General features: G+C 64.8%; 13 protein-coding genes. 7 read left to right on the top strand and 6 right to left on the bottom strand.

The features are described from left to right. Position 1 precedes the first annotated feature (1 nt). The 3 genes from yidC to rpmH are packed head-to-tail and all read right to left on the bottom strand — an operon-like array spanning position 2 to position 2,396. Positions 2-1,804, bottom strand: coding sequence for a membrane protein insertase YidC (gene yidC / locus WC585_RS07315; RefSeq protein ID WP_373257006.1), 1,803 nt, complete (start codon positions 1,802-1,804; stop codon positions 2-4). 5 nt (positions 1,805-1,809) lie between these two features. Next, complete coding sequence (gene rnpA / locus WC585_RS07320; RefSeq protein WP_373257007.1) at positions 1,810-2,235, bottom strand: ribonuclease P protein component; 426 nt, start codon at positions 2,233-2,235, stop codon at positions 1,810-1,812. Positions 2,236-2,261: 26 nt separating this feature from the next. After that, positions 2,262-2,396, bottom strand: coding sequence for a 50S ribosomal protein L34 (gene rpmH / locus WC585_RS07325; RefSeq protein ID WP_029414875.1), 135 nt, complete (start codon positions 2,394-2,396; stop codon positions 2,262-2,264). 119 nt (positions 2,397-2,515) lie between these two features. Between rpmH and WC585_RS07330 the strand changes: the two genes are divergently transcribed. The 5 genes from WC585_RS07330 (at position 2,516) to WC585_RS07350 (ending at position 6,913) form a co-directional block, all read left to right on the top strand. Next, positions 2,516-3,238 carry a TVP38/TMEM64 family protein gene (locus WC585_RS07330; protein ID WP_373257008.1) on the top strand — a complete coding sequence of 241 codons (723 nt, stop codon included), beginning with the start codon at positions 2,516-2,518 and terminating at the stop codon, positions 3,236-3,238. After that, on the top strand, positions 3,235-4,695 hold the full coding sequence (locus tag WC585_RS07335) for a sensor histidine kinase (RefSeq protein ID WP_373257009.1): 1,461 nt from the start codon (positions 3,235-3,237) through the stop codon (positions 4,693-4,695). Before WC585_RS07330 ends, WC585_RS07335 begins: the two co-directional genes overlap by 4 nt. Before the next feature lie 108 nt (positions 4,696-4,803). Beyond that, positions 4,804-5,277: a hypothetical protein gene (locus WC585_RS07340; protein WP_373257010.1), complete on the top strand. Its 474-nt coding sequence runs from the start codon at positions 4,804-4,806 to the stop codon at positions 5,275-5,277. A 68-nt stretch (positions 5,278-5,345) separates the two neighbouring features. Continuing rightward, positions 5,346-6,158: a cytochrome b/b6 domain-containing protein gene (locus tag WC585_RS07345; RefSeq protein WP_373257011.1), complete on the top strand. Its 813-nt coding sequence runs from the start codon at positions 5,346-5,348 to the stop codon at positions 6,156-6,158. Further along, on the top strand, positions 6,155-6,913 hold the full coding sequence (locus WC585_RS07350; RefSeq protein WP_373257012.1) for a molybdopterin-binding protein: 759 nt from the start codon (positions 6,155-6,157) through the stop codon (positions 6,911-6,913). The genes WC585_RS07345 and WC585_RS07350 overlap by 4 nt, the downstream gene beginning before the upstream one ends. Positions 6,914-6,931: 18 nt before the next feature. On the opposite strand, the gene WC585_RS07355 is transcribed toward WC585_RS07350, so the two are convergent. From WC585_RS07355 to WC585_RS07365, 3 genes are all read right to left on the bottom strand, one after another. After that, complete coding sequence (locus WC585_RS07355; protein WP_373257013.1) at positions 6,932-7,981, bottom strand: ribonucleotide-diphosphate reductase subunit beta; 1,050 nt, start codon at positions 7,979-7,981, stop codon at positions 6,932-6,934. Between the two features lie 189 nt (positions 7,982-8,170). Continuing rightward, positions 8,171-9,499 (bottom strand): acetyl-CoA hydrolase/transferase family protein, encoded by a 1,329-nt coding sequence (locus WC585_RS07360; RefSeq protein WP_373257014.1) that lies wholly within the window; start codon positions 9,497-9,499, stop codon positions 8,171-8,173. 116 nt (positions 9,500-9,615) lie between these two features. After that, the gene (locus WC585_RS07365) at positions 9,616-10,356 is read right to left on the bottom strand and encodes a phosphatase PAP2 family protein (RefSeq protein WP_373257015.1); all 741 of its coding nucleotides are present in this window, start codon (positions 10,354-10,356) and stop codon (positions 9,616-9,618) included. A 213-nt stretch (positions 10,357-10,569) separates the two neighbouring features. On the opposite strand from WC585_RS07365, the gene WC585_RS07370 reads away from it, so the two are divergent. Both WC585_RS07370 and WC585_RS07375 read left to right on the top strand, forming a co-directional pair. Then, positions 10,570-12,531, top strand: a complete 1,962-nt coding sequence (locus tag WC585_RS07370) for a ribonucleoside-diphosphate reductase subunit alpha (RefSeq protein WP_373257193.1) — start codon at positions 10,570-10,572, stop codon at positions 12,529-12,531. A 157-nt stretch (positions 12,532-12,688) separates the two neighbouring features. Beyond that, positions 12,689-13,573 (top strand): lipid A-modifier LpxR family protein, encoded by an 885-nt coding sequence (locus WC585_RS07375; RefSeq protein WP_373257016.1) that lies wholly within the window; start codon positions 12,689-12,691, stop codon positions 13,571-13,573. The last annotated feature ends 1 nt before the right edge of the window (position 13,574 follow it).

Consider the following 13,574-nt stretch of genomic DNA (forward strand, 5'->3'; position numbering starts at 1 on the left):
ATCAGGCCTTCTTGAACCGGGCGAAGAAGGTGTCGATCGGGTTCTCCGACTTCAGCCGGTGCATGATGATGTACTGCTGGAAGATGGTCAGCACGTTCGACCAGGCCCAGTAGATCAGCAGGCCCGCCGGGAAGGTGGCCATGATGAAGGTGAAGACCACCGGCATGAACTGGAAGATGCGGCGCTGCATCGGGTCCGTCGCCGGCGGGCTCATGGCCATCTGCAGCCACATGGTCAGGCCATAGACGATAGCCAGCACGCTGAGCGAGGCATTGGTGGTCAGGAAGGTGCCGATCAGCGGCACCGTCGCCGGGTCCCACGGGATCAGGCCGTACAGGTTCCAGATGGTCGAGGGGTCCGCCGCCGACAGGTCGCGGATCCAGCCGAAGAACGGCTGATGCCGCATCTCGATGGTCACCGTCAGCATCTTGTAGACGGCATAGAAGAACGGGATCTGGATCAGCAGCGGCAGACAGCCCGCCAGCGGATTGATCTTCTCCTTCTGATACAGCGCCATCATTTCCTTCTGCTGGCTGGCTGGATCGTCAGGATATTTCTTCTTCAGCTCTTCCAGCTTGGGCGCGAGGGTGCGCATGCGCGACATGCTCTCGTAGCTCTTGTTGGCCAGCGGGAACATGATCAGGCGCACGACCAGGGTCAGCGCCAGGATGGCCAGACCGAAATTGCCCAGGATGCCGAAGAAGAATTCGACGATCAGGAACATCGGCCGGGTCAGGAAGAACAGGAAGCCCCAGTCGATCGCATAGATGAAGCGCGGCAGGTCCAGCGACTTCTCGTAGCCCGCCAGGATCTCATTGCGCTTGGCCCCGGCGAACAGGCGGGTCGTCTCGCTGATCTCGGCATTGGGCGCAATAGTCTGGGACTGTCCTTGCAGATTCACCGAATGGGTTTCGGCCGCCGGAAGGTTCGAGATTCTGAACTCGGCCTTCACCTGCTCTGACTGAGTGGGAATGAGTGCGGCGAGCCAGTATTTGTCAGTGATACCGATCCAGCCGCCGGTCGATTCTTCTTCCTGTACGGGCTTCTTGGCCCACGCTCCGTATTTGAGCGAGGTGGTGGCGTATTTGCCTTCCGTTCCGAAGGTGCCGATGGCCCCTTCATGCAGGATCTGGTTGCGACCCAGATCATCGGGAACGCCCTGACGTTCAACCTTGCCGAAAGGGGTGATCTGGATGGACCGGGGTGTGAAGTTGGCGACCGTGTCGGTGATCGTGAAGAGATACTGGTTATCGATGGCGATGCGGCGTGTGAAGCGAAGGCCCGCTCCATTGTCCCAGGTCAGCGTGACGGGCGTTGTCGGCGTCAAGGTTGTGCCTTGGGTCAGCCGCCACGGCGTGTTGCGATCAGGAACGCCCCCTTCGATATTGCTGCCGCGCCACTCGAAGATGGCCTGATAGCTGTGCTCCATGCCCTCGGGACGGAACAGTTCGACCGAGGGGGAGCCGGGAGCCAGGGTGTCCTTGTAGTTGGTCAGATACAGGTCATCGAGACGCGCGCCACGCAGCGAGAGCGAACCGGACACCGTCTCTGTCTTAATCGCCACGCGATCGCCCAGGGCACGCCGTGCCTGCTCGCGATCCGTGATGAACGCCGGGGCGCTGTCGGTGGTCGCACCCGTTCCGCCTGCTGCGCCGGAAGCTGCCGCCTGCTGCTCGGCAGCGGCACGGGCCGCCTTCTGGCGCTCGGCCTGCGGCTGCATCACGAAGAAGCTGTAGGCCAGGAGCATGAGGCCAGCGATCACCATGAAGATGATGGTGTTCTTGCTGTTATTCTGGGGAGGCATGGAGATCAGGAATCCTGGCCGGCGGTTGCGGGCGGAATGGGCGCGGGCGGGGTCGGCGCGGTCGAAGGCTTCGGAGCCGCCGACCGTGGGGTCGCCAGCCTTGTAAGCGCCGATTTCACATCGTCAAGCAAACGGTCCCAGGGACGGTCCGCCGTGCCCATGCGGGCGATGAAGACATAGTCGCTGCCGGGCCGTCCGAACTGCGGCGCAAGGGCGCGGGCGGCCTCTCTCAGCCGGCGTTTGGCGCGGTTGCGAACGACGGAGCCACCGACCTTGCGCGTAGCGGTAAAGCCCAGACGTATGGTGGAGTCGTCGTCCCGGCGATCCAGCCGCTGGACCACGACCGCACCACGGGCCTCTGAAACGCCTTTCGCGGCCGCCAGAAACTGGGGCCGCGAAGTCAGACGTTTGATATCTGGAAAGTCGGTCATGCGTCCGTAGACGGACGCCTGACGGGTCAGGCCGTCAGGCGCTTGCGGCCCTTGGCGCGACGACGCGCAACGATCTTTGCGCCGTTCTTGGTGGCCATCCGCGAACGGAAGCCGTGACGGCGCTTGCGCACTAAACGCGACGGCTGATAGGTCCGCTTCACGGTCGGCTCCCAACTTTAAATAATGAGGCGGCGGACAAAGGCATCCGTCGCGGGAAGGGCGGGCGTATAAGCGGAGGGGCAGGCGGTGTCAACGCCGATGCGTCTGCGTTGGAGTGAAGATGGACCGTCTGAAACGCTTTCTGCCCCTGATCCTGCTGGCCGGCGTCATCGCGCTGATCTTCGGCATGGGCTGGAATCGCTATCTGTCGCTGGACACGATCCGCGACCACGGTCAGGCGTTCCGGGCCTTCACCGCCGACAACTATATCGTCAGCCTGCTGATCCTGATGGCGGTCTTTGCCATCCTGACCGCCAGCGTGGTGCCCGGCGTTTTCTTTCTCACCATCACGGCGGGCTATCTGTTCGGACCCTGGGTCGGCGGGGTGGCCACCTCCATCGCCGCCACGATCGGGGCCCTGATCGTCTATGCGGTTGCCCGCACCGCCCTGGGCCAGTCCCTGCGCGAAAAGGCCGAGCGGGACGCGGGCCTGATGCAGAAGGTCTGCAACGCCATCGACAAGGATACCTTCTGGTATGTGCTGGCCAGCCGACTGGCCGTCGTGGTGCCCTTCCACATGATCAATATCGCCGCCGGGGTGATGGCGGCGCGGCTGAAGCCCTATACGGTGGCCACCGTGATCGGCCTGTTGCCGGCCCACACCATCTATTGCTGGATAGGCGCGCGACTGAACACCTTGCTGGTCACTGATCCCGATCCGGACTTCCAGGCCCTGTTCGGCCAGTTCTGGGCCCCGATGACGGGCGTCTTCGTGCTGGCCGTCGTCCTGCCCGTGGCGCTGAAGGCCTTGCAAGGCGCGCTGGGTCGCAAGGCGGCGACATGAGCGAGGTCGCACCCCATACCGGCCCTCGCCTGTGGACCTGGGTGCCCGAGGGCCTGAGGCGGCGGTTGGGGCTGAACCCGCCGGATGCCCTGGCGCGACGGCTGATGCTGCTGACCATGGTCTTTGCGGTGGCGGTGGAAATCCTGATCATCACTCCCAGTGTGGCCAGCTTTCACGAGCGCTGGCTGACTGACCGGCTGCAATCCGCCGAGCTGGCCTCGGTCGCGGTCCAGGCCCTGCCTTATTCGGCGGTCGAGGATGATACGGCAGAACAGCTTCTGGCCATCGGCGGCGTGCAGGCGGTGGTCGTGGCGGACCAGGGGGTGCGGCGACTTCTGTTGCAGGCCCCTAATCTGTCGAGAACGCCCGACCTGATCGATCTGCGGGAGAGCCGCCCGGTCTCACGCCTGATCGATCCCTGGCGGACCCTGTTTGGCCATCCGGATCGCTCTATCCGGGTCCAGGCCCGGCCGCGTTATCGTACCGGCGACTTCATCGAGATCGTGACTCTGGCCCAGCCCCTGAAGGCGGAACTGCGCACCTTTCTGCTGAACAGTCTGCTGGTGTCGCTGCTGGTGTCGATCGTGGCGGGCGCTCTGCTCTATTCTGGCCTGGCCTTTCTGGTGCTCCAGCCGTTGCGGCGGGTAACCCGCTCGATCGAGCGGTTCGCCCGCGATCCCGAGGCCGAGGGCGAACCGCCCAGCGGTCGCCATGACGAGATCGGCCGGGTCGAGCGCGAACTGGCCCGGATGCAGGAAGAGGTGCGGCTGTCGCTGCGCTCCCGCGCCCGGCTGGTGGCGCTGGGCGAGGCGGTGGCCAAGATCAACCACGACCTGCGCAACATGCTGACCTCGGCCCAGCTGGCGTCCGAACGACTGGCGGAATCGCCCGACCCCGAGGTGGCCCGCGTCCTGCCCCGGCTGGAACGGGCCCTGGGCCGCGCCGCCGCCCTGTCCCGCAATGTCCTTGAGTATGGTCGCAGCGAAGAACCCGAGCCTCAGCGTGTCGCTGTCGTCCTGGCCAGCGCCGTCAGCGTGGCTGCCGAAGATGCAGGTCTGACACCCGACACCGTGCAGCTGGTCCAGAGCCTGCCCGCAAAGGCCACAGTTCAGGCCGATCCGGACCAGTTGCACCGCATCCTGGTCAACCTGATGCGCAATGCCCGTCAGGCCATTCAGGGCGACACCAGACGCAAGGCTCCGCGCCGGGGTAGGGTGACGGTCACAGCGTCCCAGGACAGCGTCGGCTGGTTGCTTCGCATCGCCGACGACGGGCCGGGCATTCCGTCCAGGGTGTCGGAACAGCTGTTCGATCCGTTCGTCAGCGGCCGGGCTTCGGAAGGCACCGGCCTTGGGCTGACCATTTCGCGCGAACTGGCCATGGCGCACGGTGGCACACTGGACCTGATCGAGACGGGGCAGGACGGGACGGTCTTCGCCCTGCGTCTGCCTGACTGACACCCTCGGCACCGATCAGGGCCTCCAGGCGTTGAGGCTGGTCGAGGGCCGCGAAATGGCCCAGCTTGCGGGTCAGCGTCCGCACCGACCCTGATGGAGACCCCTTCGATGTCCCGATCGTTCACGACCGTCGCCGCCGCCCTGGTTCTGGGGAGTTTTTTGAGCCTGCCCGCCGCGGCGCAACAGGTCAGGCCCGCGTCCGCACCGGTCCAGACCCCCGAACTTGCAGACACTCCCGTTCCTGGCTCGGAGCAATGGGACCGCCAGCGTGGCGAAACCTATCGCGCCGTGCCTGACAGTCGCCAGGATCCGGCAGAGCTGGCCGCGACCAGCAAGCTGAACGCCGGCATCCTGGCCCAGAACGAAGAGGCCGCTCGTCGCGAGGCGGATATCATCGCCTCCAACGATGCGGCACGGGAAGCCTGGCAGGCGGAGGCCGCGCGTATCGAAGCCGATAACGCCCGTATCGCCGCAGAAAATGCTGCCGCCCAGGAACGCTATCAGCGCGACATGGCGCTGTATGAGCAAAGTGTTCGGGCCTGTGAGCAGGCCGGTGGCCGAAATTGCAGGGTCAGGCCGTAACCTTTCGCCGCCGGATTGCGTAGTCAGGATTACCGTGACACCGTCGCTGGACGGCGGGAAGGCGCAGCATGACCGATATCGCAGACGAAGCGCCCATCGACGTCGCGTCCGCCAGGTCTGACCGGCCGCTGGGCCAGGGCCGTACCCTGATATGGCGGCATCCCGTCTGGGTCCGGATCACCCATTGGCTGAACGTCGTGGCGGTGGTCGTGCTGATCATGAGCGGGCTGAACATCCTGGCCGCGCATCCGCATCTGTACTGGGGCCTGACCTCCACCTTCGCCGATCCCTGGGTCAGCACGCCGAGGGTGCCGAACTGGCTGCTGATCCCGCAGGGGCGCAATCTGGCGGAGGCGCGGAACTATCACTTCCTGTTCGCCTGGATCTTCGTGATCAACGGGCTGATCTATCTGGCCTTCGGTGTGATTACGCGGCGGTTCGGTCGGCGGCTTGCCCCCACGGCGGCGGACCTGAAGGGTATCGGGGCCTCCGTGGCCGAGCATGCGCGGTTTCGTTTCCCCACCGACGACCACGCCCGCACCTATAATGTGATCCAGAAGCTGACCTATCTGGCCATGATCGTGATCGTCCTGCCGATGATGCTGATCACCGGCCTGTCGATGTCGCCGGGGTTCAACGCTATTGGCGGCATATTGCTGGAGATCATGGGCGGGCGGCAGTCGGCACGGACTCTGCATTTCATCTCGGCGGCCCTGATCGTCGGCTTCATCGTCATCCATGTCGGGCTGGTGATCTGGACGGGGCTATTCAACAATATGCGGGCCATGGTCACGGGCTGGTTCGTCATCGAACCGCCGGGATCGGTGGCCGGGCCCGGCGGACGACGCAAGGCCTCGGACGACGCGGGAGAGCCGTCATGAACCGTAGACACTGGCTGACCGGAGCGGCTGCAACCCTGCTGGCCTCGGCCCTGTCGGCCTGCGATCAGGCGCGGATCAGCCTGGCCGAGCAGGCACGCCGCATGGGCGAGGGCCTGACCCGCCGCACCCAGCGCCTGCTGATCCCCCGCGAGGCCCTGGCCCCGACCTACGACCGGTCGGAAATCTCGCCAGACTTTCGGGCCAATGGCTCGACCGATCCGGCAGCGGCGGACTATGTGGCGCTGAAGACGGGCGGCTTTGCAGACTACCGGCTGGTCATCGACGGCCTTGTCGAACGGCCCCTGTCGCTGTCCCTGGCCGATCTGCGCGGCCGTCCGGCCCAGAGCCAGATCACCAAGCATGACTGCGTCGAGGGCTGGACCTCCATCGGCGAATGGACCGGCGTGCGGCTGGAGACCCTGCTGGACGAGGCGGGCCTGAAGCCCGAGGCCCGGTACATCGTCTTCCACTGTTTCGATGCCCTGGATCAGACCGAGACGGGCGACCGCTATTATGAAAGCATCGACCTGATCGACGCTCGCCACCCCCAGACGATCCTGGCCTATGCCATGAACGGCCAGACCCTGCCTGTGCCCCATGGGGCCCCGCTACGCCTGCGGGTCGAGCGCCAGCTGGGCTACAAACACGCCAAATACATCCGACGCATCGAGGCGGTCGAAAGTTTCGCTCATATCGGGGGCGGCAAGGGCGGCTATTGGGAAGACCGCGGCTATGAGTGGTACGCGGGGATCTGACGACCCCCGCAGATCCCGTCAGCCGATGACGCCACTCATGTCGCGCCGCGCCATCATGCGGTCGAACTCGGTCCAGACGCCTTCGGCACCGTGCCACGACCCTTGCGTCGCCGCCTTGGAATATTCCGTGGCGCGGGCCTCGAAGAAGTTGGCGTGTTCGACGCCTGACAACAGCGACTGAAGCCAGGGCAGCGGGTTTTCGCGGCCACCGCCGTACAGCTCCGGCAGGTCCAGCTGACGCAGGCGCCAGTCGGCGATGAAGCGGATGTATTTCTTGATGTCCTCGGGCGTCATGCCCTGGACCTCGCCCGCCTCGAAGGCCAGGTCGATGAACTTGTCCTCCAGCTTCACCACCGTCTCGCAGCACTGGACGATGTCATCGGCCACGGCCTTGGTGACCACGCCCGTCTCCTTGTTGAAGGCGTGGTACAGCTTGATGATGCCTTCGCAGTGCAGGCTCTCGTCGCGCACCGACCAGGACACGATCTGGCCCATGCCCTTCATCTTGTTGAAGCGCGGGAAGTTCATCAGCATGGCGAAGCTGGCGAACAGTTGCAGCCCCTCGGTGAAGCCGCCGAACATGGCCAGGGTGCGGGCGATATCCGCCTCGGTTTCCACCCCGAACTCCTGCATGAAGTCATGCTTGTCGCGCATGGCCTCGTACTCCATGAAGGCCCCGAATTCGCTCTCGGGCATGCCGATGGTTTCCAGCAGCAGGGCATAGGCCGCGATGTGGATCGTCTCCATATTGGCGAAGCTGGACAGCATCATCTTCACCTCGGTGGGTTTGAAGACGCGGCCGTATTTTTCCATGTAGTTGTCCGACACCTCGATGTCCGACTGGGTGAAAAAGCGGAAAATCTGCGTCAGCAGATTGCGCTCCTTGTCGTTCAGCTTGACGGCCCAGTCCTTGAGGTCCTCGCCCAGCGGCACTTCCTCGGGCATCCAGTGGACCTGCTGCTGCTTCTTCCACATGTCGAAGGCCCACGGATAGCGGAACGGCTTGTAGGCGGCTGACGGGGTCAGCAGGCCGGGGCGGGCAGGCTTGATGATGGTGTGGGCGTTCATCGGGCGACTCGCGAAACCGGAGAAAGGACAGGCCCTAACCATGCGGCCAGACGCGCCCGGTGCCAAGTCGAATTGCGGCTATTTAGCGATCACTTTGTCGCACAACGCTACATGTGGTGTTCCCGCCGCAGTTTGGTGGGGAGAAGCTTGGGGATGGTCTGAGCAGTGCGCCGGTGCCTCTCATGCCTTTCAGAAAAGCCCCGCCTCGCGCGCGTCGCGCTCGAGGCTGTCCCTGAACTGCGGATCGGCGAGGCCGACAAGGGCGCGGGCACGCTCGGCCGTGGTCAAGCCTTTGAGATTGGCGTGCCCGTGCTCCGTCACGACCATATGGACATCGTTGCGCGGTGTGGTGACCGGCCCGTCGAGCCGGGCGACGATGCGCGATACCGTGCCCCTGGCGGCGGTCGAGTGGCAGGCGATGATCGACCGGCCACCCTGTGAGGCATAGGCCCCTCGCACGAAATCGAGCTGGCCACCCGAGGCCGTGAACTGTCGTCCGTTCAGATACTCCGAGCAGCAGGCTCCGCTGAGATCGATCTGGAGCGTCGCATTGACCGAAATCATCCTGGCATTACGGGCGATGACGGCCGGATCGTTCACATAGGAGACCGGGTGGGCTTCCAGATCGCGATTACCGTCCAGGAAGTCATAGGTCGATCGGTCGCCCATGGAGAAGGCGAACACCCCCTTGCCCGGATGTGATGTCTTGCGCGCATTGGTGATCACACCCGCGCGCATCAGCTCGACCAGGCCGGGCGTCAGCATCTCGGTGTGGATTCCCAGATCGCGATGATCCTTCAGGGCGTCGCAGACGGCATCGGGCAGGGCCCCGATTCCCATCTGCAGCGTCGCGCCCTCCTCGACCATTCCGGCGATGATCGCGCCGATGGCCCGATCCTGGGGCTGGGATGCAGCCTTGGGAATTTCCAGAAGCGAGGCGGCGTGCTCGACCACCGCCGTGACCTGCGACACGTGAACGGTGCAATCGCCGAACACGCGCGGCATGTGCGGATTGACCTCCAGGATCACCCGTTTGGCCGTGCGAGAGACCGGCAGGCTGTAGTCGGTATTGGTGCCGAAGCTGAAGAAGCCGTCTTCGTCCATCGGCGAGACGGTGCAGACCAGTGTGTCCACGCCGACCTCCTCGCACAGCACGCGCGGCGTCTGCTGAAAGCCCGTCGGGATGAAGTGAACGGGGTTGGGCCGTCGCTCCTCGGCAGCCCGCGCCTCCAGCCGCCGCTCGATCGCGCCGTGGAACAGACTGTGAGGGCGGATACGATCCACCACCTCCCAGCGCAGCACGGTGTCGCCTGCGATGGCCGTGGACAGCAGATAATAGAGATTGATCCCCTCCACCTCTCCCGCCTCTGCCCGGTCAGCCAATGCCTTGAGCAAGGCCGGTGGCTGGCTGACGCCCAGGCCCATGACCACGCGCGCGCCGGACGGGATCAGCGCCGCCGCCTGGCCTGCGGTCATCAGACGTTCGGCATAGAGGGAGGCGTGGGCAGGGTCGGGCATGCAGGGCTCCGGCAGCGTCGCAGTCAATGATTGGCCCAGACGCAGGAGCCAAGGTCTGCATAGTGCCACGCATCGCCGGAATGCACGCGCGACAAAGGTCGAAGGCGCGTCAGCGATCAGCCCGGATCGGCTTCATCCTGAAGCGCGGCATGGTGGGCGATCTGGCGGCGTTCCACCGCATAGGCAACCAGCCACAGGGCCATGGCCCAGGCGGCACCGACGCTCCAGCCGGCCAGAACGTCCGAGGCCCAGTGCGCCCCCAGATAGACGCGGGTCGTTCCGATCAGCAGCGCAATCACGATGGCCGCCCCCAGCACGAAAGCCTTCACATGGCGGCGCGAAAAGGCGCGGGTCAGCATGACCCCCAGGCTGAGATAGAAGACTGTGGCCAGAAGCGCATGGCCCGACGGGAAGCTGGCATTGATCGTTTCCACCGCCTGAAAGGCCGCAGGGGGACGTTCGCGCTCGAAGATCGCCTTCAGGCCTTCGCTTAGCGCCACTCCGCCTGCCAGGCCGACCACCAGAAGCAGGGCCGACAGCCGTTTGCGGTGGATCAGCAGGAAGCCGATGGCGATGGTGGCGAACAGCGCCAGCACCGATATGCCGCCCAGCGAGGTCAGGTCGGCCGCCGCCTCCTTCATCCACCATGGCCCGCGCGGTTCGCCCGCCACGGGCTGAACCCAGGCCAGGACCGACTGGTCAAAGGCCTGACCGTCCGCCTCGGTCATATCATCCGCCAGCTCGACGAAGGTCATGACGCCGAGGGCGATGATGAACAGGGCGCTGACCGCCGCGATTTCGGTGCGGGCGATGCGCAGGGCGCGGCGGAAAAAGGTCACGGTCTGGTCTGCGGTCATCGCGCCCAAACGGTCACGCTTGTGAGACGTTCCCGATCACGGTTTCGTGATCTTGATGCTCCCTCCCTGTCACGCCGTCGTCGCGGCCTGTCCACAGGCTCATCCCCTGTCATGAATGCGATTCGCCCAGAAAGTGATCGTCAACCCCGTTGACGGCTCGTTAGCCATCTGTGCCCTATATGTGGGTTGGGGAAGCGAAGGGGCCACTAGATGATGTGGTCTCAGGCGCGGTTGACGATCAATCAGAAGTTCAGGGCGAATACGATCATGGCCGGCGGCGAAGCGTTGAAGACAGTGGAATTGCAGTCGGTTATCGATGCGCGGGCACTCGCCGAACAGGCCAGTCGTCCCCATCTGTCGGTCGTGCCCTCCATCCAGATCGATCGGTCGCGTGACGACCTGCTGACCGAGTTCGGCAAGAAGACGCTGGAAGACCGATATCTGCTGGCCGGCGAGTCCTACCAGGACATGTTCGCCCGCGTTTCGCTGGCCTTTGCCGACGATGAAGCGACCAATCCGGGCCATGCCCAGCGCGTCTATGACTATATGTCCCAGCTGTGGTTCATGCCCTCGACGCCGGTGCTGTCGAATGGCGGCGCGGCGCGCGGCCTGCCCATCTCCTGCTTCCTGAACTCCGTGGCCGACAGCCTGGACGGAATCCAGAACGTCTGGAACGAAAACGTGGCCCTGGCCTCGAACGGCGGCGGCATCGGCACCTATTGGGGCGGCGTCCGTTCGATCGGCGAGAAGGTCAAGGGTGCGGGACAAACGTCCGGCATCATTCCCTTCATCCGCGTGATGGACAGCCTGACGCTGGCGATCAGCCAGGGCTCGCTGCGTCGCGGTTCGGCCGCCGTCTATCTGGACGTGCACCACCCGGAGATCGAGGAGTTCCTGGAGATCCGGAAGCCCTCGGGCGACTTCAACCGCAAATCCCTGAACCTGCATCACGGCATCAGCATCAGCGACGAATTCATGGAGGCGGTCCGCGACGGCAAGGCCTTCGACCTGGTGTCGCCGAAGAACCAGGAGGTCATGAAGACCGTCGATGCCCGCAGCCTGTGGCAGAAGATCCTGGAAATCCGTCTGCAGACCGGCGAGCCCTATCTGATCTTCTCCGACACTGTGAACCGCCAGATGCCGCAGCATCAGCGCGACCTGGGCCTGTCGGTCAAACAGTCCAACCTGTGCAGCGAGATCATGCTTCACACCGGGCGCGATCACCTGGGCGTCGACCGGACGGCCGTGTGCTGCCTGTCGTCGGTCAACGCCGAGATGTTCCTGGAGTGGCGCGAAGAGCCCCGCTTCATTGAGGACATCATGCGCTTCCTGGACAATGTCCTGGAGGACTTCATCACCCGCGCCCCGCCCGAAATGGCCGCCGCCGTCTATTCGGCCAAGCGCGAGCGCTCGGTCGGCCTGGGCCTGATGGGCTTCCACTCCTTCCTCCAAGGCCAGGGCGTCGCTTTCGAAAGCGCCATGGCCAAGTCGTGGAACATGCGCCTGTTCAAACATCTGCGCCGCGAGGCCGACAAGGCCAGCCGCCTGCTGGCCGAAGAAAAGGGCCCCTGCCTGGATGCCGAAGAGCGCGGCGTGATGGAGCGGTTCAGCCACAAGCTGGCCATCGCCCCGACCGCCTCGATCAGCATCATCTGCGGCGGCACCAGCGCGGGCATCGAGCCGATCCCGGCCAACATCTATACCCACAAGACCCTGTCCGGCTCGTTCGCGGTCAAGAACCCCTATCTGGAGCGTCTGCTGGACGGCAAGGGCATCAATACCGAGGCCGTCTGGAACTCGATCCTGGAGAACGAAGGCTCCGTCCAGCATCTTGATAGCCTGGACGAGGACGAGAAGGGCATCTTCAAGACCGCCTTCGAACTGGACCAGCGCTGGATCGTGGAACTGTCGGCCGACCGCTCGCCGGAAATCTGCCAGGCCCAGTCGATCAACCTGTTCATCCCGGGCGACGTCAACAAATGGGACCTGCACATGCTGCACTGGCAGGCCTGGGAGAAGGGCGTGAAGTCGCTCTACTACCTGCGCTCCAAGTCGGTTCAGCGCGCGTCCTTCGCCGGCGCCGCCGACAAGGTCGAGGCCGAGGTCGATCCCAACCAGCCGGACCTCTTCAGCGCCGCCCGCACCGACTACGACGAGTGCCTGGCCTGCCAGTAGGCTGACCAACCTCTACGACCGTCGAACGGCGGTCGCAGAGGAACCCTGCCACATCCCCGACGTTCGACCGCCTGATATGTGGCGAGAGAAGTCTGTTGGCGCGCGGGGCCCTTTGGTGCAGGGTCGAGGCGTTGACGGACTGGGGAGGGTCCCGTTGATGCTGAAAACGACGGCCATTTCAGTAAAAACCGCTGCGCTTTTGGCTATGGCCTGCGCGGGCGTGGCGACCGTTGCTACGGCTCAGGAGGCCGTCCGGCTGGCCGATCCCTTTGCGGACGGCGCGGACCGGCCCGTCACGGTCTCCGATCTTCTGACCCGACTGGAGCGCGACGGATCCGTCGCCGCCTTCGACGCCCCCATCACCGATATCGAGCCACGCTGGGTCGCCAGCGTCTCGCGTGCCGATCGTGCCGAACCGCGGGCGGTGGCGGAACGCGACGTATGGTTCTCGGGTGGCGGCTTCGACGACCGGCTGCGCCTGCGCACCGAAGGCTCCATCCGCCGGGCCGATGGCGCGCCCGTGCCGCCTGGGCCGCTGGACCGCGCGGGCTGGGACACCGAACATTACGACGTCTCCTATGTTCGCGGCTGGACCGAGACGCTGGGCCAGACGGGCTCGGGACTGGACGTCACCTTGACGCCCCATGTCGGCGTCGGCGTCGGCAGCCGGGGCAATTCGACCGAGGCGGGGGCGACCCTGCGTGTCGGACGCAATCTGGATCGCCTGGTGCCCGATGGCACCGAGGCCTTTGGCGAACGGCCGCGCTGGTATGTCTATGCCGCCGGCTCGGGGCGGGCCGTCGGCTACAATTTCGCCCGCACGCGCGATGGCGACTATGCCCGCTCGGGCGTCAGCCACGACAGCGGCAACTTCCTGGGCGACGCCTCCATCGGCGTGGCCATGCGAAAAGGGGCGATCCAGAGTTCCGTCGGCCTGATTTACCGCGAGATCGAGACCGAAGGATTTCGCGCTGGCCATGGCGTCGATACCGATGTGTCCGAAGGCGTGATCGCATTTCAGTTGTCCATCAAGCCGGAGTAGG

It is taken from the genome of Brevundimonas sp. (assembly GCF_041648055.1).
Taxonomy (GTDB): Bacteria; Pseudomonadota; Alphaproteobacteria; order Caulobacterales; family Caulobacteraceae; genus Brevundimonas.

Bases quoted from the DNA above. Each gene is read 5' to 3' on its own strand.
- yidC (WP_373257006.1), bottom strand. From the start codon at position 1,804: ATGCCTCCCCAGAATAACAGCAAGAACACCATCATCTTCATGGTGATC.
- rnpA (WP_373257007.1), bottom strand. From the start codon at position 2,235: ATGACCGACTTTCCAGATATCAAACGTCTGACTTCGCGGCCCCAGTTT.
- WC585_RS07330 (WP_373257008.1), top strand. From the start codon at position 2,516: ATGGACCGTCTGAAACGCTTTCTGCCCCTGATCCTGCTGGCCGGCGTC.
- WC585_RS07335 (WP_373257009.1), top strand. From the start codon at position 3,235: ATGAGCGAGGTCGCACCCCATACCGGCCCTCGCCTGTGGACCTGGGTG.
- WC585_RS07340 (WP_373257010.1), top strand. From the start codon at position 4,804: ATGTCCCGATCGTTCACGACCGTCGCCGCCGCCCTGGTTCTGGGGAGT.
- WC585_RS07345 (WP_373257011.1), top strand. From the start codon at position 5,346: ATGACCGATATCGCAGACGAAGCGCCCATCGACGTCGCGTCCGCCAGG.
- WC585_RS07350 (WP_373257012.1), top strand. From the start codon at position 6,155: ATGAACCGTAGACACTGGCTGACCGGAGCGGCTGCAACCCTGCTGGCC.
- WC585_RS07355 (WP_373257013.1), bottom strand. From the start codon at position 7,981: ATGAACGCCCACACCATCATCAAGCCTGCCCGCCCCGGCCTGCTGACC.
- WC585_RS07360 (WP_373257014.1), bottom strand. From the start codon at position 9,499: ATGCCCGACCCTGCCCACGCCTCCCTCTATGCCGAACGTCTGATGACC.
- WC585_RS07365 (WP_373257015.1), bottom strand. From the start codon at position 10,356: ATGACCGCAGACCAGACCGTGACCTTTTTCCGCCGCGCCCTGCGCATC.
- WC585_RS07370 (WP_373257193.1), top strand. From the start codon at position 10,570: ATGTGGTCTCAGGCGCGGTTGACGATCAATCAGAAGTTCAGGGCGAAT.
- WC585_RS07375 (WP_373257016.1), top strand. From the start codon at position 12,689: ATGCTGAAAACGACGGCCATTTCAGTAAAAACCGCTGCGCTTTTGGCT.